Below are 22,877 nucleotides of genomic sequence, written 5' to 3'. Positions count from 1 at the left end.
GGACTCGAGCCGATGGGTCCGGCGTGCCTCACTCAGCCGCAGTGACTCCAGGCACTGGTCCAGGACGTGCTCTCGTACGAACCGCCCCACTTCACGCAGGCGCTCGGTGCGGAGAGCCGGACGGGACCGGCGTACCACTGGAACAGGCCGGGATTACTGGCCGACGAGCCACCCTGGACGGCGAGCGTCGCGTTGAGGCCGACGGCGCCGTTTCCGGTGTGGACCATCGTGACCACGCAGTTGTAGCCGGCGTTGTAGAGCAGGTAGATCGTCGCCGAGCCGAGGTTGTGCGAGTCGATGACGGAGTAACCCGAGCCGCAGACGCCGGCCGGCGTGTACGGGTTGGCCGTCGACGAACCCGATCCGCAGTGGCCGTAATCGCTCGTCCACGAGCTCGACGAGTACGAGCCGCCCCACTTCACGCACGAGTTCGGCGCGTGCTCGTAGACCGGGCCGGCGTAGTACGTGTAGGAGCCCGAGTCGCTGGTGGACGCCCCGCCCTGAACCGCGAGCGTGGCCTTGCCGGCGACCGCCCCGGCGATGTCCGTGTACAGCGTGACCACGCAGTTGTTGCCGTTGGCGTCGTTGTACAGCAGGTAGATCGTGGCGCCGGAGAGGGCGTGGTGGTCGACCACGCCGTAGCCGTCGCCGCAGACCTGGTTGGCCGTGTACGGGTTGGAGCCGGACGGCGCCGGCGAGCCGTCGCCGCTGCCGCAGTGGCCGTAGTCGCTCGTCCACGACGCGGTCTTGTAGGTGCCGCCCCACTTCACACACGAGTTCGGCGCGTACGCGGTGACCGGCCCCGCATACCAGTGATAACTCCCGGGATCGGAGACCGTGCTTCCACCCTGGACGGTGAGCGTCGCGTTCATCGTGACCGCGCCGCCGTCCGCGTCCGCCAGCGTCACCACGCAGTTCTTGCCCTGGTCGTCGTCGTAGAGCAGGAAGATGGTCGCCGAGCCGAGGTCGTGCGAGTCGACCACGCCGTAACCGCTGCCGCACAACGAGACCGGCGAGTACGGGTTGCCCGAGGTGTCCGGCGGGGACGAGCCGCCGCTGCCCGAGGCGCCGACGAAGCCGGTGATGTAGTAGCTCTCGGCCGCGACCCACGAGCCGGTCGACGCCGCCGACGCCGGAATCGTGATCTTCACGACCGACGAGGTGACCGCGAAGTGGGCCATGCTGCCGCTCTGGCCGCCCCAGTCACCGTTGGCGGTGACCACCGAGCCGTCCGAGTTGACCGCGGTGACGATCGCGACGTGGTTGGCGTAGCCGCCGCGGCTGGACGAGAACACGACGGCGTCGCCCGGCTGAGCCGACGAGTGGAAGGTGCCGTGCGACTGCCCGTACGTGTAGAAGCTCTGCGCCGCGGCGGTCAGCCCCGACACGTTCAGCCCCGAGTTGCGCCACACCCACTTGGCGAAGTCGGCGCACCAGTACTCGGGCCCGCCCGAGTACCCGCCCGCGCAGCTGTGCTCGTACTGCGAGCCGCCGAGCGAGTTGACGGTCGGGTTCTGCGCACACGTGCCGGCGGTCTTGTTGTAGTTCGCCGCGGCGAGCGTAGCCGCGCCCGCGGTCGATGCCTGCGCCGCCGACGGTCCGGCGAACACGGCCGCCCACGTCGCCACGACCAGCGCGAGGGCGGGAAACAGAATGCGTCTCATACGCTCACGATCGGGCCGGAAACGCCGGATCAGAAGCGTCGTCAATCAACTCCGGACAATCAATCCCCGGGCGACCTGCAGGTCGGTGATGAGCACGTTGACCCAGCCGCCGCTCAGGGCGGCCCGGATCGCCGTGCTCTTGCGGGTGCCCCCGGCCACCGCCACCCGCCGCGGGATCGCGCGCAGCGTGTCGGCCGCGATCCCGAGCACCCGATCGTCCAGTTCGGAGTCGATGTGCCGCCCGGACGAGTCGAAGAACCGGATGCACACGTCGCCGACCGCGCCCGCCGACCGCAGCGCCGGCAGCTCGCTCTCGGCAACGGCGTTCCCGCTCTCGCGCAGCAGCGGCGACGGCTCGATGCTGCCGATCCCGACCAGCGCCATCGTCAGGTCGTCGCAGGCGCGCAGCACCGGCTCGATGTTCGGATCGCTGATGAACATCTGCCGCATGTCGGCCGACGCGAGCAGCCCCGGCGCCGGCAGATAGACGGCCTGCGCCCCGGTCAGCGCGGCCAGCCGCCCGGTGATCCGGGTCGCCTGCGTCTGCGCGGTCACGTTGCCCACCCCGCCGATCATCTGCACCACCTGATCGGCGACCGGCGTGGGCCGCGGGTGCATCGCCTCGACGGTCGCCAGGATCGTCGAGCTCCAGGACGACACGCCGATCCGCTCGCCACCCATCAGCGTCGTCTCGAGATAGACCGCGGCCGCCGCCCCGAGCGCCCGCATCACCTGCGTCTCGTCGGCGTGGTCGTCGGTGTCGGCCACGATCACTTCGGTCAGCCCGTACGCCTGCTCGATCTGCTCCTCGAGTTCGGCGTGCACGCCCCGCGGCGCGATCACCGTGGTGCGCACGATGCCGAGCTCGACCGCCCGCTTGAGCAGCCGCGACACGCGCGGCTGGGAGATGTGCAGCTGCTGGGCGATCTGCGGCTGCCGCATCCCACGCTCGTGATACATCCGGGCGACCTTGGTGAGCAGCCGGATCTGGTCGGTGGCGATCTCCGTCGGATAGCTGTCCACCTGCGGTCCTCCCCGTGCGTCGACTACGCGCAGCTAGCAAGAATATCCATTCACGCGTGGATCGGACCCGGCCGGTCGGCTACTTCACCATGACGACGACCCGGGCGGCCGTGCCGGATGGCGAGCGTCGAGAACGCGCCCGTTGACAAGGGCGACATCGAGCGTTCACAGTACTTGCATGGCCAGTCGCCTATGAATGGATATTCAACATGCGAGTTCTCGTCCGCCGGGCAGCCGTCCTCGTCCTCGTGGCGGCGCTGATGGGCGCCTGTTCGAAAGTGCCGGGCGTCTATGTCTACGAGAAGGACGGGCAGGCCGCGGCGGCGAAGCCGGGAGCCGCCGACCCGAAGCAGTACGTGGCCGACACCTGGTCTGCCAAGATCGTGCCGACCGTGCACGACAAGGCGGTCGACGTCGCCACGGTCGCGGCGGCCGTGGCCAAGGACCCCGCCGCGGCCGGCAAGCAGTACGGCCACCAGTCGGGCACCGGCAGCCCGTTCGCGTACATGGTCAAGGGCACCGGGACGGTGACCGGCATCGACACCTCGGTGCCCACCGGCCCGATGACCGTCGAGGTGGGCACCACCAAGGTCACCATCGCCACCGGCCCGGTCATCGCGGGCACCGCGATCCGCGACGCGGTCGGCTTCATCTCGTTCGGCGACTTCACCAACCAGATCGACTACGCGAACGTGGCCAACCAGATCAATCTCAAAGTGAAGTCCGACGTGCTCGCGAAGGTCGACCTCGCGACGGTCAAGGGCAAGAAGATCGACTTCTACGGAGCCTTCTCGGCGCTGGGCCCCGGCACGATCTTCCTGGTCCCGACCGAGCTCACGGTGGCGCCGTGACCGCCATCGTCGAGGCCAAGAGCGTCAGCAAGAGCTACGGCGGCGTCCACGCGCTCCGGGACGTCACCTTCACCGCCCACCGCGGCCAGGTCAACGTCGTGGTCGGCGAGAACGGCGCCGGCAAGTCCACGCTCATGAAGATCCTCTCCGGCGCCGAGCAGCCGACCAGCGGCGAGATCCTGCTCGACGGCGAGCCCGTCGTCCTGGCGAGCCCGCGCGACGCCCAGGCCCGCGGCATCGGGATCATCCATCAGGAACTGAGCCTGTTCCCCAACCTCTCGATCGCCGAGAACATGTTCGCCGGCCGGGAGCTGCGAAGGGGCAGGCGTTTCGTCGACGCGGCCCGGCAGAAGCACAAGGCCGGAGAGGTGCTCGCCCGCCTGGGCCAGCACGGTCTCGACCCCAGGAAGGACGTCGGCGAACTCCCGATCGGCCAGCAGCAACTGGTCGAGATCGGTCGCGCCCTGCTCGAGGACGTCCGCGTGCTCATCATGGACGAGCCCACCTCGGCGCTGTCCAACCACGAGGTCGACGTCCTGTTCGAGGTGATGGCCGACCTGCGCCGGCAGGACGTCACGGTCATCTACATCTCGCACAAGCTCGACGAGTTCCGCCGCATCGGCGACTGGGTCACCGTCCTCCGCGACGGCCGCCTGGTCGCGCACGAGTCGATGAGCCGGACCGACACCGCCTGGATCGTCCGGCAGATGGTGGGCCGCGACCCCGATTCTCTGTACGTCCGCAACGGCTCCCCGGTGGGCGAGACCCTTCTGGCCGTACGCGGACTGACCGTCCCCGGAACCGTGCCCGTCCACGACGTCTCGCTGACCGTGCGCGCCGGCGAGGTGGTCGGGATCTACGGCCTGATGGGCGCCGGCCGCACCGAGCTCGTCGAATGTCTCATGGGCATGCGCCGCGCCGCCGCCGGCCAGGTCCTGGTGCGGGGGAGGGCGGAGGACAAGGGCACCGTTCAGAGCCGGATGGCGGCCGGCCTGGCGCTCGTGCCCGAGGACCGGCAGCGCGACGGCCTGGTGCAGACCATGTCCGTCCGCGACAACATCCTGCTCGCCACCGTCGCCCGGTTCACCCGCGCCGGGCTTCTCTCCGGCGGTGCCGAGCAGCGCGCCGCGGAGGCCAAGGTGCGCGAGCTGGCGATCCGGAGCCCGGGCCTGGCCGCCGGCGTCACCGCGCTCTCCGGCGGCAACCAGCAGAAGGTGGTGCTGGCCCGGGCGCTGCTCACCGAGCCGGTGGTGCTGCTGCTCGACGAGCCGACCCGGGGCATCGACGTCGGCGCCAAGGCTCAGATCGCCGCCCTGATGGCCGAGCTCGCGGCGCGCGGCTTCGGGGTGCTGTTCATCTCGTCCGAGCTGGCCGAGGTGATCGCCATGGCCGACCGGGTGCTGGTGATGGCCCGCGGCCGCATCACGGCGGAGTTCACCGCCGACACCGTCACCGAGGAGGCCCTGGTGTCCGCCTCCGCATCCGAGAGTGTCCTGGAGGCCCTCCCATGACCGACACGCACGTGCGCGAGGCCTCGACGGCCGCGGCGCCGGAGCCCGGCGCACCCCGGGGGCGGGCCCTCGCCCGGGCGGCGTTACTGCTGCTCCGCGGGCGTACCCTCGTCGTGCTGGTGATTTTGATCTTGTTCTTCGGCGCCGTCTCCTCGGAGTACCTGACGCAGAGCAACCTGATCCTGATGACCAAGCACGTGGCCATCAACGCGATCCTCGCGATCGGCGTCACGTTCGTCATCCTCACCGGCGGCATCGACCTGTCGGTCGGCTCGATCGCGGGGCTGGCGAGCATGGTCGCGGGCGGTCTGCTGTTCAAGGGGCTGGGCGTGCCCGGCGGAACGGTCTTCTTCTCGGCGGCCGTGGTGATCGTCATCGGGATCGCGGTGGGCGCGCTGGTCGGCGCCGTGAACGGCATCGTGATCACCCGGTTCAAGGTCGCGCCGTTCATCGCCACCCTCGGCATGCTGTACGTGGCCCGGGGGCTGGCGCAGCTGCACAGCAACGGCGGCACCTACCCCGATCTGGCCGGCACGCCCGCGCGCGGCAACACGGGCTTCCACTTCATCGGCGTCGACAGCGTGCTCGGCATCCCGGTCGCCGTCTGGATCATGATCCTGGTCGCGATCGCCGCCATCGTCGTCACCACCAGGACCCCGTTCGGCCGGCGCATCTTCGCGGTCGGCGGCAACGAGCGGGCCGCGATCCTGGCCGGCATCCGGGTCAACCGGATCAAGATCGCGGTGTACGTCATCTCCGGCGCCTGCGCCGCCCTGGCCGGCCTGCTGCTCACCTCGGAACTGGGCGCGGCGTACCCGGACACCGCGACCACCTACGAGCTCAACGCGATCGCCGCGGCGGTCCTCGGCGGCACCGCGCTCAGCGGCGGCCGCGGCACCATCATCGGCACCGTCATGGGCGCCTTCGTCATCGGCTTCCTCAGCGACGGCCTGGTCCTGGTCGGCGTCTCCACGTTCTGGCAGTCCGTGGTCAAGGGCGCCGTCATCGTCTTCGCGGTCATCACCGAGCAGGCGCAGCAGCGCCTCCAGTCCGGCCTGGCCCGACGCACCGCCTGAAACACCACTGTTCGCTTCCACCGACGATTGTGAAGGGACAAATCCCCCTATGTTGAGAAGAACTCTGATAGCTGTCGGCGCGGCCTCCGTCCTCGCTCTGTCCGCCTGCGGCGGCTCCTCGGACAAATCGGACAGCGGCAGCACTCCCGCCGCTTCCAAGCTCATCGTGATCATCACGCCCTCGCCGGACAACGTCTTCTTCAAGGCCGAGCAGGAGGCCGCCGACGCCCAGGCCAAGAAGCTCGGCTACGAGACCCTGGTGCTCAGCCACGACGACGACCCGACCAAGCAGAGCCAGGAGATCGACACCGCGATCTCCCGCAAGGCGGCCGCGATCATCCTCGACAACGCCGGCGCGGACGCCTCGGTCGCCGCGATCCAGCGGGCCAAGGACGCGAAGATCCCGACCTTCCTCATCGACCGGGAGATCAACAAGACCGGCGTGGCGGTCGCCCAGATCGTCTCCAACAACGCCCAGGGCGCCGGCCTCGGCGGCACCGAGTTCGCCAAGCTGATGGGCAACAAGGGCGAGTACGCCGAGCTGACCGGCAAGGCCACCGACACCAACGCGGGCGTCCGCTCGCAGGGTTACCACGGCGTGCTCGACCAGTACCCGGACCTCAAGATGGTCGCCCAGCAGAGCGCGAACTGGGACCAGGCCGAGGCGCTGCAGAAGACCCAGACGATCCTGCAGGCGCATCCGAACATCAAGGGCATCATCGCCGGCAACGACACCATGGCGCTGGGCGCGTTCGCGGCGGTCCAGGCCGCGAAGAAGAACATCGTCGTGGTCGGCTTCGACGGCAGCCCGGACGTGGTCTCGTCGATCCTCAAGGACGGCATCAAGGCCACCGTCCTGCAGCCGGCCAGCAAGATCGCCGAGATGGCCGTCGACCAGGCCGACGCGTACGTCAAGAACGGCAAGGCCGACCAGCCGGAGAAGCAGTCGATCGACTGCGTGCTGGTGAACCCGGACAACGCCAAGTCGGTCACGAACTTCGCGGTCGCGGGCTCCTGAGTCCCGGCTTCTCCACAGAAAGGGAACAACCCATGCTGGTCGCCGACCCCCGTACCGCCGCCGCGTGGCGCCGACTCCGGCAGGAGATCGCCGACGCCGCGCCCGCGCGACGACGCGAGTTGCTACGGGAGCGGGCCAACCGGTCACGCGCCACCGACCTGCACATGATCGGCCGGGCCGGCCTGGGCCACGTGGGCGGCGACCTGTCCGTCCTCGACATCCTCACCACGCTGTACTTCGCCGTGCTGCGGATCGATCCGGAGAAGCCGGACTGGACCGATCGCGACCGGTTCGTGCTCAGCAAGGGCCACACGGCCGGCGCGCTGTACACGACCCTGGCCGCGGCCGGTTTCTTCTCCTCGGCGGAGCTCGACACCTTCGCCGGGCCGATGTCCGCGCTGAACGGGCACCCGAACCGGGTCAAGGTGCCGGGCGTCGAGACCAACACCGGGCCGCTCGGCCACGGCCTGCCGATCGCCGTCGGCATGGCCGTGGCCGGGCGACTGTCCGCGTCCTCGAGGCACGTGTACGTCGTGCTGGGCGACGGGGAGCTGCAGGAGGGCAGCAACTGGGAGGCGGCGATGACGGCCGGGCACCGCCGCCTGGCCAACCTCACCGCGATCGTCGACCGCAACCGTCTCCAGCAGGGCGCGCGTACCGAGGAGACCAACGCGCTCGATCCGCTCGACGACAAGTTCCGCGCGTTCGGCTGGGACGTCCGGATCGTGGACGGGCATGATCATCTTGCCCTGCTGGACACCTTCACGTCGGCCCGCGGCGACCGTCCGACCTGCGTCATCGCCAACACGATCAAGGGAAGGGGCGTCTCCTTCATGGAGGACCGCGTCGAGTGGCACCACAAGGTGCCGACCGCTTCGCAGCTGGAGACCGCCGTCGCGGAGCTGGCCCGATGACCGGTTTCGACTGCCGGGTCGCCTTCGCCGAGGAACTGATCTCCCTCGCGCGCGAGGACGAGCGGATCGTGGCGGTGTGCAACGACTCGGTCGGGTCGAGCAACCTCGTTCAGTTCGCTCGCGAGTTCCCCGATCGGCTCATCAACGTGGGGATCGCCGAGCAGGACATGGTCGGGGTCGGCGCGGGGCTCGCCCTCAGCGGGTACGTGCCGTTCGTGTGCGGGGCGTCGCCGTTCCTCACCGGGCGGGCTCTCGAGCAGATCAAGGCCGATGTCGCGTACTCGCAATCGCCCGTCGTCCTGTGCGGGATGAGCCCCGGCATGGCCTACGGCGAGCTCGGGCCCACCCACCACTCGATCGAGGACCTCTCCTGGCTGCGGGCGATCGCGGGGCTGGGCATCGTGGTGCCGGCCGATCCCGACGAGACCCGGCAGGCGGTGCGCTGGGCGGCCGGGGCGGCCACGCCGGTCTTCCTCCGGGTGGGGCGTTTCAAGGTTCCGGCGGTCACCGGGGACAGTTCTTTCACCTTTGGTACGGCGACCCGGCTGCGCGACGGCGACGATGTGACGGTGGTGGCCACCGGCACGATGGTCTCCCGGGCGCTCGAGGCCGCCGCCGAGGCCGCCGAGCAGGGCGTCTCGGTCCGGGTGCTGAACATGTCGACGATCGCGCCGCTCGACGAGGACGCGATCCGGTCGGCCATGCGCGAGACCGGAGCGATCGTGACCGCCGAGGAGGCGACCACGACCGGCGGGCTCGGCGCGGCGGTGGCGGCCGTGGTGGTCACCGAGCCGCATCCGGTGCCGATGCGCATGCTCGGTGTGCACCGGGAGTTCGCCCCGACCGGGAGCACCGCGTTCCTTCTCGAGCATTTCGGGCTGACCGCGGCCGACATCCGGGCGGCCGCGATCGGATTGGCGCGCGCCGATGCCTGATCTCGTGCTCGCGATCGATCAGGGCACCAGTTCGACCAAATGTTTGCTGGTCGATCCGTCCGGATCGATCGTGCGCACCTCGAGCGCGCCGGTGCCGATCCGCTATCCACGGCCGGGCTGGGTCGAGCAGGACGCGGCCGAGATCCTCGACAGCGTGCTCGCGGCCGCGGCTGCCTGTCTGCAGGACGTGCCGCGCGGCGCGGTGGCGGCGGTCGGGTTCAGCACCCAGCGGGAGTCGGCCGTGGTCTGGGATCGCCGGTCCGGCCTTCCGGCCGGTCCCGTCCTGGGCTGGCAGGACCAGCGAGCTCTAGATATTTGCTCCGCCTTGCGGGCAAAAGGCAATGCTGATCTTGTACGGGGGATCAGCGGGCTCCCGCTCGACCCGATGTTCAGTGCCGCGAAGTTGCGCTGGCTCCTCGATCGGGCGCCGGACGCGGCGATCGGCACCGTCGACTCCTGGCTGCTGTTCGCACTGACCGGCGCCCACCAGATCGAGGCCGGCAACGCCTCCCGTACCCAGCTGCTCGACGTGCGCGGCGGCGCGTGGAGCCCCGCGCTGCTCTCGTTGTTCGGCATCCCGGAGACGGCGCTTCCGGAGGTCACGCCGTCGTCCGGGTCGCTGGGGCGAATCGGGCCGCGCGGGGGAGTCCTCGAAGGGCTGCCGGTCGCGGCGGTGCTCGGCGACTCGCATGCGGCGTTGTTTGCGCACGGCGCGGCGGCCGAGGACGGCGTGAAGGTCACCTACGGCACGGGGTCGTCGGTGATGCGCCTCGGGGTTTCGGACTCCGAGGCCGTCTGCCTCACCGTGGCCTGGGACGACCGCCTCGCCATGGAGGGCAACATCCGGTCCAGCGGCGCGACCGTCGCCTGGCTGGCGTCGCTGCTCGGCGTCCCGCCCGAACAGATCGGAAATATGGCTTCATCGGCGTCGAGCGACGGCGTGTTCGTGGTGCCGGCCTTCGGCGGGCTGGCCGCGCCCTGGTGGGACGACACCGCCGTGGGCCTGATCAGCGGGCTCACCCTCGGGACCGGGCCGGCCCAGCTCGCCCGGGCCGCTGTCGAGTCGATCGGCCACCAGGTCGCCGACGTGGTGGACGCGATGGGCGGCGCTTCCCGCCTGCTCGCCGACGGCGGGGCGAGCGCGAACGACACCCTCATGCAGATCCAGGCCGACCTGGCCGGCGTGCCCGTCCGGCGTGCCCGCGCCGCCAACCTCTCCGCGCTCGGGGCCGCCTTCATGGCCGGTGGCTTCCGGCCGCCCCTCTCCTACGACGACTTCGATCCCCGTCCCATCGACCCGGCCGTCCGTCGTGCCTGGCGCGACGCCGTGGCCCGGGCCCGCACCCCTCAGCAAGGGAGCTGACATGACCGAGTACCCCCGCTTCGGCGCCGGCCTCTGGCACTTCGCCACCTACGTCGACCGGTACGCCTCCGACGGCTACGGGCCGGCCCGCACCACGCTCGACGCGATCGAGCTGGCCGGGCAGGTCGAGGACCTCTCCGTGGTCGACCTCAACTACCCGTTCACCCCGGGCGTCGGCCTCGGCGAGGTCCGGGACGCCCTGGCCGCGCAGGGCCTCCGGGCCATCGGCATCACGCCCGAGATCTACCTGCGCCGGTTCAGCCGCGGGTCGTTCACCAACCCCGATCCGGGCGTACGCAAGGCGGCGCTCGACCTGATGCACGAGGCGGCCGGGATCGTCCGCGAGATCGGCGCCGACTACGTGAAGATCTGGCCCGGCCAGGACGGCTGGGACTACCCGTTCCAGGTCGACCACCGCACGCTGTGGAAGCTGGCCGTCGACGGCATGCGCGAGCTGGCCGGCGCGCACCCCGACCTTCGCTTCGCGATCGAGTACAAGCCGCGCGAGCCGCGGGTGAAGATGACCTGGGACTCGGCCGCCCGCACGCTGCTGGGGATCGAGCAGATCGGTCTCGACAACGTCGGCGTCCTGCTCGACTTCGGGCACAGCCTGTACGGCGGCGAGTCGCCGGCCGACGCCGCCCAGCTCATCATCGATCACGGCCGCCTGTTCGGCATGGACGTCAACGACAACCTGCGCGGCTGGGACGACGACCTGGTGGTGGGCACGGTCCACCTCACCGAGATCTTCGAGTTCTTCCACACGCTGCGGAAGAACAACTGGGAGGGGGTGTGGCAGCTCGACCAGTTCCCGTTCCGGGAGGACTCGGTCGACGCCGCCCGCACGGCGATCGGCACGCTCAAGCGGATCCACCGGGCGCTCGACCGGCTCGACACGGCGGCGCTGGCGGAGGCGCAGGAGCGGCAGGACGCGATGGCCGCGCAGCGGATCGTCCAGGCGGCGCTGTTCGGGGAGGTGGTCGAATGAGGCGCTTTCTGAGCGTTGTCGCCGCGGTGGGAGCGATTCTGGCCGCTTCCGCTATTCCGGCGTCGGCGCACGGCTCTCGGCCCCTCAAACCGCGGACCGTGGTCACCACCGACATGGAGCAGGACGACCTCGCCTCGCTGATCCGGTATCTGCTCTACACCGACGAGGTGGACACCGAGGGCATCATCTACACGAGCAGCCGCTTCCACTGGGCCGGCGACGGCAAGGGCACCGAGTTCTTCCTGCCGGGACGCGAGTACAAGACCCCGCAGACATCCTGGCGCTGGACGGGCACGCGGACCATCCAGGACCAGGTGCTCCCGGCGTACGCCAAGGTCTATGGGAATTTGAAGCGGCACGACCCGGCCTATCCGGCGCCGGGGGAGCTGCTCTCGAAGGTGCGGGTCGGCAACATCGTCTTCGAGGGCGAGATGGCCCAGGACACGCCCGGATCGGACCTGATCCGATCGCTTCTGCTCGATCACGATCAGCGGCCGCTGTATCTGCAGGCGTGGGGCGGCACGAGCACGATCGCCCGCGCGCTCAAGTCGATCCAGGAGCGTTACTCGGGGACGCCGCAGTGGCACCGGATCCAGGCGGCGGTCTCGGCCAAGGCGGTCATTCTCGCCAGCGGGTTCCAGGATGAGACGTACGCGAACTACATCGCTGTTTCCTGGCCCGCGATCCGCGTCGAGGAGTTGTCGGCCGGATACGCGACGTGGGGCTACAACTGCAACTTCGGCGGTACGGGGAACGTGCGCGGGCTGCCGGCCGACCGGGTCTACTTCAGCGGCGCGTGGATCAGACAGAACATCCAGATCGGGCCGTACGGCTCGCTCTACCGGTCGTGGCTGGACGGGCAGTCGATGCCGGGCGACCCGCTGGACATCTTCGGGGATCCGGTCGCGGCGGCCGGCGGATGGTGCCCGCCGCTCGGGCCGTACGATTTCCTCTCCGAGGGGGACAACGTGGCGTTCAACCCACTGCTGACCACCGGGATCGAGGCGCCGTCGAACCCGGCGCTCGGCGGCTGGGGCGGCCGCGCCACGCAGGTCACCGCGTCGCCGAACCTGTGGAAGCCGGCGGCCACCGAGAAGGACCGGGGCGGTGCCGACGTGGCCAACTACACGACGCTGCGGTGGGCCGCGGCCGCGCAGAACGACTTCGCGGCCCGGATCCAGTGGACGCTCACGCCGCACTACTCGGCGGCAAACCACCCGCCGTCGGTGCGGATCGTGGCCGGGCCGTCGATCGCGGCGGACCGCGTGCCTATCGTCACCGGCCCGTCGATCGCGGCCGACCGGGCGTCGTCGGTGAAGGCCCGGCCGGGGTCGCTCGTGCGGCTTTCGGCGCGCGTGTCGGATCCCGACCGCGACCACGTAGCCACGTCGTGGTGGCAGTACCGCGAGGAGGGCACGTATCCGGGCGCCGTCCCGATCTCGCCGAGCGGGGCGGTCGGCGTTCCCGCCGACGCCAGGCCCGGTCAGACCATCTCGGTGATCCTGCAAGGAACCGACAACGGTGACTATCCATTGACCAGGTATGACCGTGTGACCATTCGCGTGGTCTGACCCGCTGACATCGGGGTTGTCCGGCGCGCCTCGGCCGGACAACCCCGGACAGCGAAAGCACCGAGCACACCCACATCGCGGCGTGGCAGTCAGGTCGCGGATGAGGGCGCCGTGCGGCCGGTCAGTCGCGGGTGCGCGGCGCGGTGCGGCCGGTCAGTCGCGGGTGCGCGGCGCGGTGCGGCCGGTCAGTCGCGGGTGCGCGGCGGTGCGGCGGTCAGTCGCCGGCCAGGTCGCGGCCCAGCAGGGCGATGGCTACGGCCAGGGCCGCGGCGGCCCAGACGAGGAAGACCTCCAGGCCGAACGGATTGCCCCGCGCGGCGTCGAGGTAGGAGGAGATCGGCAGCTCCCACTTGAGCTGCCCGATCAGGCCCTCGACCACGACGAACCACGCGCCGAAGCCGATCAGCAGCCACGACGCGCGGCGCACCACGGCCGCGATGGAGGCGCCGAAGACGGCCATGATCGGGACGACGATCAGCGTGTGCACGTAGGTCGCGCCGCCGCCCTTGAGCAGCGCCGTGATGCCGGAGGCGGCGGCCAGGACCCAGGCGACGGCCACGGTCGTGATGACCTGCGCGATCAGCACCGGGATGCGCTTGGGCCGGGCCAGATAGAACAGCGCGACCGTGCGGTGCTGGTAGTGCTGGGCGACCGTGAGCACCGAGATCCCGAACGCGCCGACACCCGCGAACAGCGCCCAGTAGTACGGGCCGACGATGCCGAACGCCGCGGCCAGGAATCCGAAGAGGCTGAGCGAGACCCAGCTCGACCGGATCGTCGCCATCCGGTACAGCTCGCTGCGGACCAGAATGATCATCGGGCGCCCGCCAGGCCGAGGAAGATCTGTTCGAGGTTGGGCGTGTCGGTGGCCAGCTCGTGGACGGGCACGCCGGCCGCGAAGGCGATCTCACCGGCGTCCTCGGCGGTCAGCCCTTGCACCTCAAGCGTTTGACCGTCATACAGCACGACCTTTGCGCCGACGCTCTCGAACGCCTCGCACAGTCGCTGCGGATCACGCCCGCGCACACGTAGCCGCCGCTCGGTCGCGCCGTACAGATCGGCCAGCGGACCCTCGTGCCGCAGCCGGCCGTCCGCGATGATCACGACGTCGTCGATGAGCTGCGCCAGCTCGGCCAGCAGGTGGCTGGAGATGAGCACGGTGCCGCCCCGGTCGGCGTGGTCGCGCATCAGCCCGCGCAGCCAGGCGATGCCCTCGGGGTCGAGCCCGTTCGCCGGCTCGTCGAGGATCAGCACCGGTGGGTCGCCGAGGAGGGCGGTCGCCACCGCCAGCCGCTGACGCATGCCGAGCGAGTAGTCGCCGGTGCGCTGGTGGGCGGCCTCGACCAGCCCGACCTCGTCGAGCAGCAGATCGACCCGGGCCCGATCGGCGCCCGCCAGCATCGCCTGCGCGATCAGATGCGATCGTCCGCTCTGACCCGGATGCGAGATGCCCTGTTCGAGCACGGCGCCGACCTGCCGCAGCGGATGGGCGAGCTCGGTGAACGGCTTCCCGTCGATCAGCCCGACCCCCGCGGTGGGCCGGCTGAGCCCGAGCAGCATACGCAGCGTAGTGGTCTTCCCCGACCCGTTGAGCCCGAGAAAACCGGTGATCCGCCCCGGCCGCGCCCTGAACGAGAGCCCGTCGACGGCGCGCACTCTCCCGTACGCCTTGGTCAGCTCGATGGTCTCGATCATCGCGCGCCACTCTCGCACACGAGATCAAGTCCGTCACTCCCTCGGGCTGCGCAGGGTGACCTTGATAGCGCGGGCGCGGGGTCCGGCCGCGGCTGCCGAGAGCGCGGCCCGCCACCGATCGAGCGGGAACACGTGGGTGACCAGATCGTCGACCGGGTAGGACGGATCGGCCAGCCATTCCACGACGCGCGACATGGTGGTGCGGCCGTCGAGCGCAGGCTCGGGGCCGGAGTTGACCGTCCCCTGCACGGTGAGCTGGCGATTCCAGACCAGCGACCAGTCGACCCGCTGCCGGCCGGCGCCCCCGACGAGCACGAGCATGCCGGTCGGCCGGAGCAGGTGCAGGCCCAGATCGATCGTGCCGGGCAGGCCCACGCAGTCGAGGACGACGTCGACGCCCTGCTCGAGGATCGGGATCCGGCTGATGCGCGGGCGGATGACCCGGCCGCCGTGCAGGCCGGCGAGGGCCTCGACCACCTGCGGTCCCGGATCCATCGTCCGGGTCGCGCCGGCTCGCACCGCCATCTCCTGGCTGAACGCGCCCGGTCCGACCACGGTGATGTCGAGGTCGGGGTGCAGCCGGCGCAGCGCGGCCGTGGTCAGCAGGCCGATCGTGCCGGGCCCGATCACCACCGCCCGGTCCCCGCGCCGCGGCCAGCGCAGGGCCGCGTGCAGTCCGATCGAGGCGGGCTCGGCCAGCACGGCCCGGCGCGCCGGCATCGCTCCGACCCGGTGCAGCTGAGTCTCGTGCGCGGCGATCAGCTCACCCCACCCGCCGCCGAGCGCGGCGTCGAAACCCTGCGTGGGGGACTGGCACCGGGCCGCTCCCGGCTGATCGAAACGCTCGCAGACGTACGGGAATCCGTCCCGGCACGTTCGGCACGGCGCAAACCCGCGGTGCACGCACGACAGCACCGGATCGACCACGACCCGGTCCCCGGCCTCGACCGCCGTGACCCCCGGCCCGATTTCCTGCACGACCGCGACGATCTCGTGCCCGAGGATCTGCCGCCGGGCGGAGTAGAAGGCGCTGAGCACCGGCGACGACTTGGCGTGCGCGACGGCCAGGTCGCTGCCGCAGATGCCGGCCAGCTCGGTGCGCAGCAGCACCCACCCCGGCGCGTCCGGCAGCGTCGGCGCCGGCAGGTTGTCGCGGAGCGAGAGCAATCCCACCGGGACCCGGCCGCGGGTGGCCGCGGTAAGCACATAGCGCGGGATCGACAGGTCGGCGAGAACGGCGCGCATCATTCCCCTTCGGCTCACCGGTGCCCTCTGCGCGGGAGCGACCTATTCTGACGCCTCCACAAAAACCTTGCGTCCTCGGTTTTTTGGTTTAGTCTGCTTGTCACACGGAGGAAACATGGCCCGCATTCCGTCCACGGCGATTGAAAGGTTTCACCGTGAACCTTCGCACTCAGGTGGCCAGGATGCGGTGGGCGTGGTCGCGCACGCCCGCGACGAGATCGGTCGCGCCGTCGGACAGGACCCACTGCAGTTGCAGGCCGTCGCTGACCGCGATGAACTCGCGGGCCAGCGCGGCGCAGTCGGTCCCGTCCGGCAGTTGGCCGCGGTCGGCGCAGCGCTGGAGGATCGCGGCGAAGTCCTCGGTCGCCGCCCGGTACCGGGCGGCGAGGGCCTCGTGCGCGGGGCTCGACGGGTCGGCCGCCTCGGCGGCGGCCAGCACGTTGAGCTGGATCAAGCCCGGCTGTTCGAGGAAGCGCTCGGCGGTGCGCACGCGCAGTGCCAGCACATCCTCGATGCTCGCGTCGGGGCCGAGGTCGTGCCACCAGCCGGCCGTGGTCTCGATCCGGTGCTCGGCCACCGCGAGCAACAGGTGCCGCTTCGACGGGAAGTGGTGCAGCAGGCCGCCCTCGGTGATCCCGGCCGCCTCGGCGATCTCGGCGAGCGACGTCCGGTGGTACCCGTCCTCGGCGAACCGGGCGGCGGCGGCCTCGACGATCCGCGCGCGGCGCTGCCGGCCGACCTCGTAGCCGCCCGTCCTGCTTCGTGGCATTCGATCATCCTACCGCCCTCCGTGAATCGTTTCAGCGACAAAGGGGAGTTCGATGAGACAAGTACTGATCCCCGTCCTCGCCGGGGTAACGGTCGCGGCGTCCCTTCAGGCGCCGGCCGCGGCCCACCACGCAGACCCGCCGCTCAACCCCGTGACCGCCCTGACCGCCGCCACGTTCGCCGACCCGCCGCAGAACGACATGCCCTGGGCCCGCTGGAACTTCCCACCGGCCACCGCCACCATCGCCGGGCTCGAGGCCGACCTGCAGGACGCGTACGACCACAACATCGGCGGCGTCGAGATCGGGCAGGGCGGCGTGCCGACCACCGAACAGCTGACCGCGATCTACCAGAAGGCCGACAAACTCGGCATCAAGGTGAGCCTCAAGGCGGCCAACGGTCTGCCCGGCGCGACCTACTCGGCCACCGACGACCTCGCCCGCCGTACGCTCGCCGTCTCGCCGCAGGTGGTCGACGGTGGCGCCACGCTCAGCGGCACGGTGCCGGGCTCGGCGACCGGCACGATCGTCGCCGTTCTCGCCTACCGCTGCGCCGCCGCGACGTGCCCGGCCGCCGGTCCGATCGCCGTCGACCGTTCCTCGGTACGTGATCTCACCGGCACGCTGACCGGCACCAACACCGACGGCTACCAGGACGGCTCGACCGCCGGGATGCTCACCTGGACCGCACCGGCCGGCAACCAGTGGACGGTCCTGACCTTCCGGGCCGTGCCGTTCGGAGCCCAGCCCGAGACCCTCACCCGGGCGGGCACCAAGCAGGTCACCGATGCGTACGACGCGTACTTCGCGGGCGGCCTCGGCACGCTGGTCCGGCGCAACGGCGGCGACTTCTTCGTCGATTCGCACGCCAGTGACCCGTGGGGCGCTCCCGAGGAGCTGTGGTCGAGCACGATGCGCTCCGACTTCCGCAAGCGGGCCGGCTATGACCTCGTGCCCGGCCTCGCCGCCCTGGTCAGCCCGACGATGGCCGGCGCCGGCCTCGGGGGAGTGCCGGCCGGCGCGATCTCCTACGAGTTCAGCGACGGTAGCGCCGATCGGATCCGATCGGACTTCAACCGGGTTCGGTCCGATCTGTACACGGAGAACCGGATCGTTCCGTTCCAGGGCTGGGCGCACACGTACAACATGAAGCTGCGTCTGCAGCAGGAGGATGGGCCGGTCACCTCGATCGGCGACCAGCTGCAGACCTCCAGCGTTCTCGACCGTTCCGAGTACGAGTCGCTGACCGGCAGCGACCAGACCGACCTCTACCGCCCGATGGCGTCGGCCACCCACCTGACCGGCAACTCGTGGTACTCGACCGAATGCTGCGCCGTGCTCAACGGCAGCTACCTGGAGACCTATCAGGACGCCGTGGTGCGGATGAACCACGAGTTCGCGGGCGGCGTGAACCGCATCGTCTACCACATCCGTCCGTACGTCGACACGCCCGCGACGACCTGGCCGGGCCTCGGCTTCAGCGCCACCTCGAAGGTGAGCTTCTCCAACGCGTGGAACCGCACCGAGCCGTACTGGGTCGACGCGGCCGCGATGAACGACTACTTCGCGCGCAACCATCAGGTGCTCACCCAGGGCGACGCGAAGGTGGATGTCGCGGTCTACCTGCGCAACTACTCGTCGCCGGCCGCGTTCTCGACGACCGACCCGAACAACCGGCATTGGCAGGACCTGAGCCTGCAGCGGGCCGGCTACTCCTGGGACTACCTCGACGAGAACCTGTTCGAACTGCCGAACGCGACCGTCAGCCACGGGCGGCTCGCCGCGGACGGCCCGGCGTACAAGGCGCTCATCTTCGATCAGTTCCTGTACCCGACGACGAACACCGCTCGCGGCACGCTGACCGTCGAGGCCGCCACCGACATCCTGCGCTACGCCCGGTCCGGCCTGCCGGTCGTCTTCGTCGGCACACCCACCGGCACCGGTCAGATGCCGGCGTCGAGCGACGCGACCCTGTCGAAGCTGCTCGGCCAGATCTTCGCGCGGCGCAATGTCGTGCGGGTGGCCTCGGAGGCCGCGGTGCCCAGCGCGCTCGCCGAGCTGGGCATCCACCCGGCCACCGAGCCGGCCGCGCCGGCCACGCTGCAGAGCGTCCGCCGCGCCGACCGCGGCACCGATTTCTACTACCTCTACAACCAGGGCGTCGACGCCTGGCCGGGCTCGACCGCCTCCTACGGCAAGAACCCCAGCAACCTGTACGAGGAGCCGGCCGCCTGCGCGACGACGACCGTCGCCAACCCGTGCATGGCCACCGGCGGCGCGCTCGACACGACGGTGACGCTCGAGGGTGACGGCGCCCCGTACGTCCTGGACGCGTTCACCGGCGAGATCACGCCGATCGCCCAGTACACCCGGAAGGGCGGCACGGTCACCATCCGGGTCCGTTTGGCCCGCGACGCATCCACGATCATCGCGCTGAGCACGGATTCCCACCGGTTCGGTGCCTCCGGTCCGCACGTGGTGTCGACGACCGCCGACTCCGCGATCCGGGACGGCCGCGACCTCGTGGTGCGGGCGAGCGAGGCGGGCACCTACACGACCACGCTCGACAACGGCCGCCGCGTTGTCACCCGCATCCCGTCCGTGCCGGCGAGCGTTGACCTCACCGGCGCCGACTGGTCGCTGACCGCCAAGGACTGGCAGCCCGCGAACCCGTACGGCACCACGGGCGAGGCGGGGACCGCCACCGTCAAGAAGCAGGTGGGCGTGGCGCTGCACGGGCTCAAGGCGTGGCCGGACATCCCCGAGCTCGCGAGCGCCTCGGGCATCGGCTACTACACCACCACCGTGACGCTCCCGGCGTCCTGGTCGCGAGCCGACGGCGCGACGCTCGACCTCGGCCGGGTCACCGACACCTTCACGCTCACGGTCAACGGTCATGCGGTCGCCGTCGATCAGATCGGCGCATCCGCGGACCTCGGGCCCTACCTGCATGCGGGAGCGAACACGATCGCCGTCCGCGTCGCGACGACGCTCAACAACCGGCTCGCCGCACTCGACGCGGCGGTCCGCAACCGGGGCGTCATCCAGAACTACGGCCTCGTCGGGCCGGTCGTGCTCAGTCCGTACCGGCAAGAAGTCGTGGCCACCACCCACTAGGAGGTTCGGGCTCGGCCCGCCCGCCGAGAACATAGACCGATTCAACTTCTGACAGGGTCTTGCGGGGGGCCAGGTAGATCGCCGAAGCTGCTGCTTATGACGGAGATCGGCGTCCCCACCACCCCCGCCGGATACTGGCCCGATGTGGAGTCCGTCCCCCGCGCGCCGCTGCGCGGGGCGGCGGCCCACGCACTGCTGCGATTCATTGCCGGCCGGGTGCCGGTGCGCGTCGTGACCGTCGACGAGCCGCAACCGCCGGGCCCGCCGGTGCTGCGCCTGCGCCGGCCGGACGCTTTCTACCGCCGGATCGGCGCCACCGGCCTGATCGGGCTCGGCGAGGCCTACCAGGCCGGCGACTGGGACGCCGACGACCTCGCGGGCCTGCTCACCGCGGGCGCCGCGGCGATGAGCGGCTCCCTCGGCCGGTATCGCGGGCTCGCCCGGATCCGGCACGTGCCCTGGCTGCAGTGGGCGCACGGCGCCCGGCAGCCCGCCGACGAGGAGAACACGGTCGAGGGCGCCCGCCGCAACATCCAGCGGCACTACGACCTGTCGAACGACATGTTCGCGCTGTTCCTCGACGAGACCATGACGTACTCGTCGGGCTTGTTCGCCGGTCCCGAGGACGACGACCTGGCCGGGGCGCAGCGGCGCAAGATCGACCGCCTGCTCGACCTGACCGGCGTCGGCGACGGCACCCGCGTCCTCGAGATCGGCACCGGCTGGGGCGAGCTGTCCATCCGGGCCGCCCGGCGCGGCGCCACCGTGCACACCATCACCATCTCCGCCGAGCAGCAGGCCCTCGCCCAGCAGCGGGTGGTCGACGCCGGCGTCGCCGACCGGGTGACCATCGAGCTGCGCGACTACCGCCACCTCGAGGACACGCAGGGGTACGACGCGATCGTGAGCGTCGAGATGATCGAGGCGGTCGGGCGCAAGTACTGGCCGGACTACTTCGGCGCGATCGGCCGGCTGCTCGCGCCCGGCGGGCGGGCCGGCATCCAGGCGATAACCCTCCCCGACGAGCGGCTGCCGTACGCCGACACGTACACCTGGGTGCAGAAGTACATCTTCCCGGGCGGCGTGATGCTCTCGGTCGAGGAGGTCGAGCGGCAGCTCGCCGCCGGCACCGGGCTGCGGCTGGCTGAGAAGCGGGCGTTCGGCTGGAGCTACGCGAAGACGCTCCGGCAGTGGCGGGCCAACTTCATGGCGAACTCCGATCGGGTCCGGGCGCTCGGCTTCGACGAGATCTTCCTGCGCACCTGGGAGTACTACCTCGCCTACTGTGAGGCCGGGTTCGTGTCCGGCGAGATCGACGTGTACCAGCTCATTCTCGATCGCCCGTGAGCGCCGCACGGTAGGCGTCGAGCGTCCTTTCGGCGAAAAGTGCGGGCGTCAGCGCGTACGCAATCTGGAATGCCTTTTGTACCTGCGCGTCCCGGTCCTCGGTGAGCGAGGCGCGCAGGGCCGAGGCGAGCGACGCCGGCTCGGGGTCGGCGAGCCGCACGGCCCCGCCCAGCGGATGACCGGCCGCCAGCTCGCGGTCGACCATGACGATCGGCAGTCCCGCGAGCGCCGCCTCGTGCAGCACGAGCCCCTGAGTGTCCGTAGTGGACGGAAACGCGAAGACGCCCGCGCCGCGATAGGCCGCCAGCACCTCCTCGTCGTGCAACACCCCGGTGACCAGCGTCGAGGAGGTCAGCCCCGCGCGGTCGAGCCGGCGGCGCAGACCCAGCCGCCGCGAGACCGGCCCGGCCAGCACCAGCCGCGCCTCCGGCCGATCGCGGCGCAGCAGCGCGAAGGCGTCGAGCAGCAGCGGTATCCCCTTCTCCTCGGACACCCGGCCGACGAACAGGACGGTGCTGCTCGTTCCCGATCGGGCCCGCTCGGAGCGATGCCCCGGTGGCGTGGCGATGACCCGCGTCTTGTGCGCGTAGGAATCGGCCGTACGGCAATGACGCAACGCCGTGGCGGTCGGCAGGATGATGACCCGCGCGGCCTCGAAGATGCGGGCGTTCGCGGCCTCCACCGCCGCGTACTTCCCCCAACCGTCGACCCGGGCGCCCCGCCGCAGACGGCGGGCGTAGAGAGCGGTGCCGGCCCGGATCACGGGCGTGGGGAAATGGTAGAACGCCGAGTATCCGTGCATGTCGGTGTGGTACGTGTAGACCGCCGGGATGCCCAGCTCCCGCGCGACCGTCATCCCCGCCGCGCCGAGGGGGCCCGGAGTGTGCACGTGAGCGACATCCGGCCGCCAGGCGAGCACCCGTTTACGCATCGGCAGCAGCGGCACGAGCGCGAACCGGAAATCGCCCATGCCGGTCGGAAGCGACGGCACTTTGATCCCGCCGCGCCCGGTGCTCACCACCAGGCTCTCGTGGCCGAGCTCGGACAGTTGGCCGGTGAGCAGCCGGATCGAGGTGGCGATGCCGTTCACACCGTCCGCGGCGGCGTCCGAGAAGTGTGCGATCCTGACCACGTGGGCGCGTCCCCCGCACGTCGAGATGGTGAGAAGACGGTACCGGTCATCGCCGCTCTCGTGGTGCTCGCCACCGGTTTCGGCGCGCTCTGTCTCTTCTGGACGTTCGGCCCCCGATTTCCCGGCGTGCCGGGCCCGTTCGCCTTCGCCAGCGTCACCTGGGGCGACTCACTCGCCCTTCCCGCGATGACCGGCCTGCTGGTGTACGCGGTCCGCGCCCTGCCGCCGGCCCGATCCGATCGCGCCTTCGCCGTGACGGCGGCCGTCCTCGCCGGCGCGGCCGGCGCCACCTCCCAGGCCGTCTGGCTGGCCGACGCCGACCCGCGTCCGAACTGGACACTGACCGCCCCGCACCATTTCACCGCCGCCGGCTGGTATCACTCGGCTTTCGTGACCGTCTTCTGCGCCGCCCTCGCCGCCCTGCTAGCGCTCGCGCTGAACCGAGCCACGTTCGCTCACGACCCGCCGAGGCGCGCCCTGCTCGCGGCGGCCGCGGCCGTGGCGTGCGGACTGGCCTTCGCTACCCTGCTGGCCGCCGACGCCGGCATCACCCCCGGAAGCGCGGGCCTGGCCGGTGTGCTGCTGGCGGTGCCGATCGCCCTGCTGGCCGCCGCGGTGCTCATCGTCCGCCGCGCCCGCAGCACCGGCTGACCGAGGCGA

Annotated in this window: 19 protein-coding genes; 12 read left to right on the top strand and 7 right to left on the bottom strand. The window is 70.8% G+C overall.

The window, feature by feature from the left end:
* Nucleotides 1–32 precede the first annotated feature (32 nt).
* The gene (locus A3CQ_RS61945; protein ID WP_020508994.1) at nt 33–1,664 is read right to left on the bottom strand and encodes a CHAP domain-containing protein; all 1,632 of its coding nucleotides are present in this window, start codon (nt 1,662–1,664) and stop codon (nt 33–35) included.
* A gap of 45 nt (nt 1,665–1,709) precedes the next feature.
* Nucleotides 1,710–2,687: a sugar-binding transcriptional regulator gene (locus A3CQ_RS0100740; RefSeq protein ID WP_020508993.1), complete on the bottom strand. Its 978-nt coding sequence runs from the start codon at nt 2,685–2,687 to the stop codon at nt 1,710–1,712.
* Nucleotides 2,688–2,896: 209 nt separating this feature from the next.
* On the opposite strand from A3CQ_RS0100740, the gene A3CQ_RS50920 reads away from it, so the two are divergent.
* From A3CQ_RS50920 to A3CQ_RS0100695, 9 genes are read left to right on the top strand one after another with little or no spacing between them, the layout of a single operon-like run.
* The gene (locus A3CQ_RS50920; protein WP_020508992.1) at nt 2,897–3,538 is read left to right on the top strand and encodes a DUF2291 family protein; all 642 of its coding nucleotides are present in this window, start codon (nt 2,897–2,899) and stop codon (nt 3,536–3,538) included.
* Complete coding sequence (locus A3CQ_RS0100730; protein WP_020508991.1) at nt 3,535–5,049, top strand: sugar ABC transporter ATP-binding protein; 1,515 nt, start codon at nt 3,535–3,537, stop codon at nt 5,047–5,049. The genes A3CQ_RS50920 and A3CQ_RS0100730 overlap by 4 nt, the downstream gene beginning before the upstream one ends.
* Complete coding sequence (locus A3CQ_RS0100725; RefSeq protein WP_020508990.1) at nt 5,046–6,125, top strand: ABC transporter permease; 1,080 nt, start codon at nt 5,046–5,048, stop codon at nt 6,123–6,125. Before A3CQ_RS0100730 ends, A3CQ_RS0100725 begins: the two co-directional genes overlap by 4 nt.
* 49 nt (nt 6,126–6,174) lie before the next feature.
* Nucleotides 6,175–7,143 carry a D-ribose ABC transporter substrate-binding protein gene (locus tag A3CQ_RS0100720; RefSeq protein WP_020508989.1) on the top strand — a complete coding sequence of 323 codons (969 nt, stop codon included), beginning with the start codon at nt 6,175–6,177 and terminating at the stop codon, nt 7,141–7,143.
* A 32-nt stretch (nt 7,144–7,175) separates the two neighbouring features.
* Nucleotides 7,176–8,057, top strand: coding sequence for a transketolase (locus A3CQ_RS0100715; RefSeq protein WP_020508988.1), 882 nt, complete (start codon nt 7,176–7,178; stop codon nt 8,055–8,057).
* Complete coding sequence (locus A3CQ_RS0100710; RefSeq protein ID WP_020508987.1) at nt 8,054–8,992, top strand: transketolase family protein; 939 nt, start codon at nt 8,054–8,056, stop codon at nt 8,990–8,992. Before A3CQ_RS0100715 ends, A3CQ_RS0100710 begins: the two co-directional genes overlap by 4 nt.
* Nucleotides 8,985–10,355 (top strand): FGGY family carbohydrate kinase, encoded by a 1,371-nt coding sequence (locus tag A3CQ_RS0100705; protein ID WP_020508986.1) that lies wholly within the window; start codon nt 8,985–8,987, stop codon nt 10,353–10,355. Before A3CQ_RS0100710 ends, A3CQ_RS0100705 begins: the two co-directional genes overlap by 8 nt.
* 1 nt (nt 10,356) lies before the next feature.
* Complete coding sequence (locus A3CQ_RS0100700) at nt 10,357–11,343, top strand: sugar phosphate isomerase/epimerase family protein (protein ID WP_020508985.1); 987 nt, start codon at nt 10,357–10,359, stop codon at nt 11,341–11,343.
* Nucleotides 11,340–12,914 carry a DUF1593 domain-containing protein gene (locus A3CQ_RS0100695; RefSeq protein WP_026205159.1) on the top strand — a complete coding sequence of 525 codons (1,575 nt, stop codon included), beginning with the start codon at nt 11,340–11,342 and terminating at the stop codon, nt 12,912–12,914. Before A3CQ_RS0100700 ends, A3CQ_RS0100695 begins: the two co-directional genes overlap by 4 nt.
* A 214-nt stretch (nt 12,915–13,128) precedes the next feature.
* On the opposite strand, the gene A3CQ_RS0100690 is transcribed toward A3CQ_RS0100695, so the two are convergent.
* The 4 genes from A3CQ_RS0100690 to A3CQ_RS0100675 form a co-directional block, all read right to left on the bottom strand.
* The gene (locus A3CQ_RS0100690; protein ID WP_020508983.1) at nt 13,129–13,731 is read right to left on the bottom strand and encodes a hypothetical protein; all 603 of its coding nucleotides are present in this window, start codon (nt 13,729–13,731) and stop codon (nt 13,129–13,131) included.
* Nucleotides 13,728–14,609 (bottom strand): ATP-binding cassette domain-containing protein, encoded by an 882-nt coding sequence (locus A3CQ_RS0100685; protein WP_020508982.1) that lies wholly within the window; start codon nt 14,607–14,609, stop codon nt 13,728–13,730. The genes A3CQ_RS0100690 and A3CQ_RS0100685 overlap by 4 nt, the downstream gene beginning before the upstream one ends.
* Before the next feature lie 33 nt (nt 14,610–14,642).
* The gene (locus tag A3CQ_RS0100680) at nt 14,643–15,872 is read right to left on the bottom strand and encodes a zinc-dependent alcohol dehydrogenase (protein ID WP_245576959.1); all 1,230 of its coding nucleotides are present in this window, start codon (nt 15,870–15,872) and stop codon (nt 14,643–14,645) included.
* Between the two features lie 151 nt (nt 15,873–16,023).
* Nucleotides 16,024–16,623, bottom strand: a complete 600-nt coding sequence (locus A3CQ_RS0100675) for a TetR/AcrR family transcriptional regulator (protein WP_020508980.1) — start codon at nt 16,621–16,623, stop codon at nt 16,024–16,026.
* Nucleotides 16,624–16,675: 52 nt separating this feature from the next.
* Here A3CQ_RS0100675 and A3CQ_RS0100670 point away from each other — a divergent pair, with 52 nt between their 5' ends.
* Nucleotides 16,676–19,738, top strand: a complete 3,063-nt coding sequence (locus A3CQ_RS0100670) for a glycosyl hydrolase (RefSeq protein WP_020508979.1) — start codon at nt 16,676–16,678, stop codon at nt 19,736–19,738.
* Between the two features lie 96 nt (nt 19,739–19,834).
* Nucleotides 19,835–21,085, top strand: a complete 1,251-nt coding sequence (locus A3CQ_RS0100665; RefSeq protein ID WP_020508978.1) for an SAM-dependent methyltransferase — start codon at nt 19,835–19,837, stop codon at nt 21,083–21,085.
* Here A3CQ_RS0100665 and A3CQ_RS0100660 read toward each other — a convergent pair.
* A complete protein-coding gene (locus A3CQ_RS0100660; RefSeq protein ID WP_020508977.1) occupies nt 21,066–22,217 on the bottom strand; it encodes a glycosyltransferase in 1,152 nt (383 codons plus the stop codon). The genes A3CQ_RS0100665 and A3CQ_RS0100660 overlap by 20 nt on opposite strands.
* On the opposite strand from A3CQ_RS0100660, the gene A3CQ_RS0100655 reads away from it, so the two are divergent.
* Nucleotides 22,218–22,868 carry a hypothetical protein gene (locus tag A3CQ_RS0100655; RefSeq protein WP_157295120.1) on the top strand — a complete coding sequence of 217 codons (651 nt, stop codon included), beginning with the start codon at nt 22,218–22,220 and terminating at the stop codon, nt 22,866–22,868.
* Nucleotides 22,869–22,877 lie beyond the last annotated feature (9 nt).

The sequence above is a fragment of the Paractinoplanes globisporus DSM 43857 genome (assembly GCF_000379645.1).
GTDB lineage: Bacteria > Actinomycetota > Actinomycetes > Mycobacteriales > Micromonosporaceae > Actinoplanes > Actinoplanes globisporus.
The sequence above is the reverse complement of the archived record's forward strand: the minus strand, read 5'-3'. Positions and strand labels throughout refer to the sequence as shown.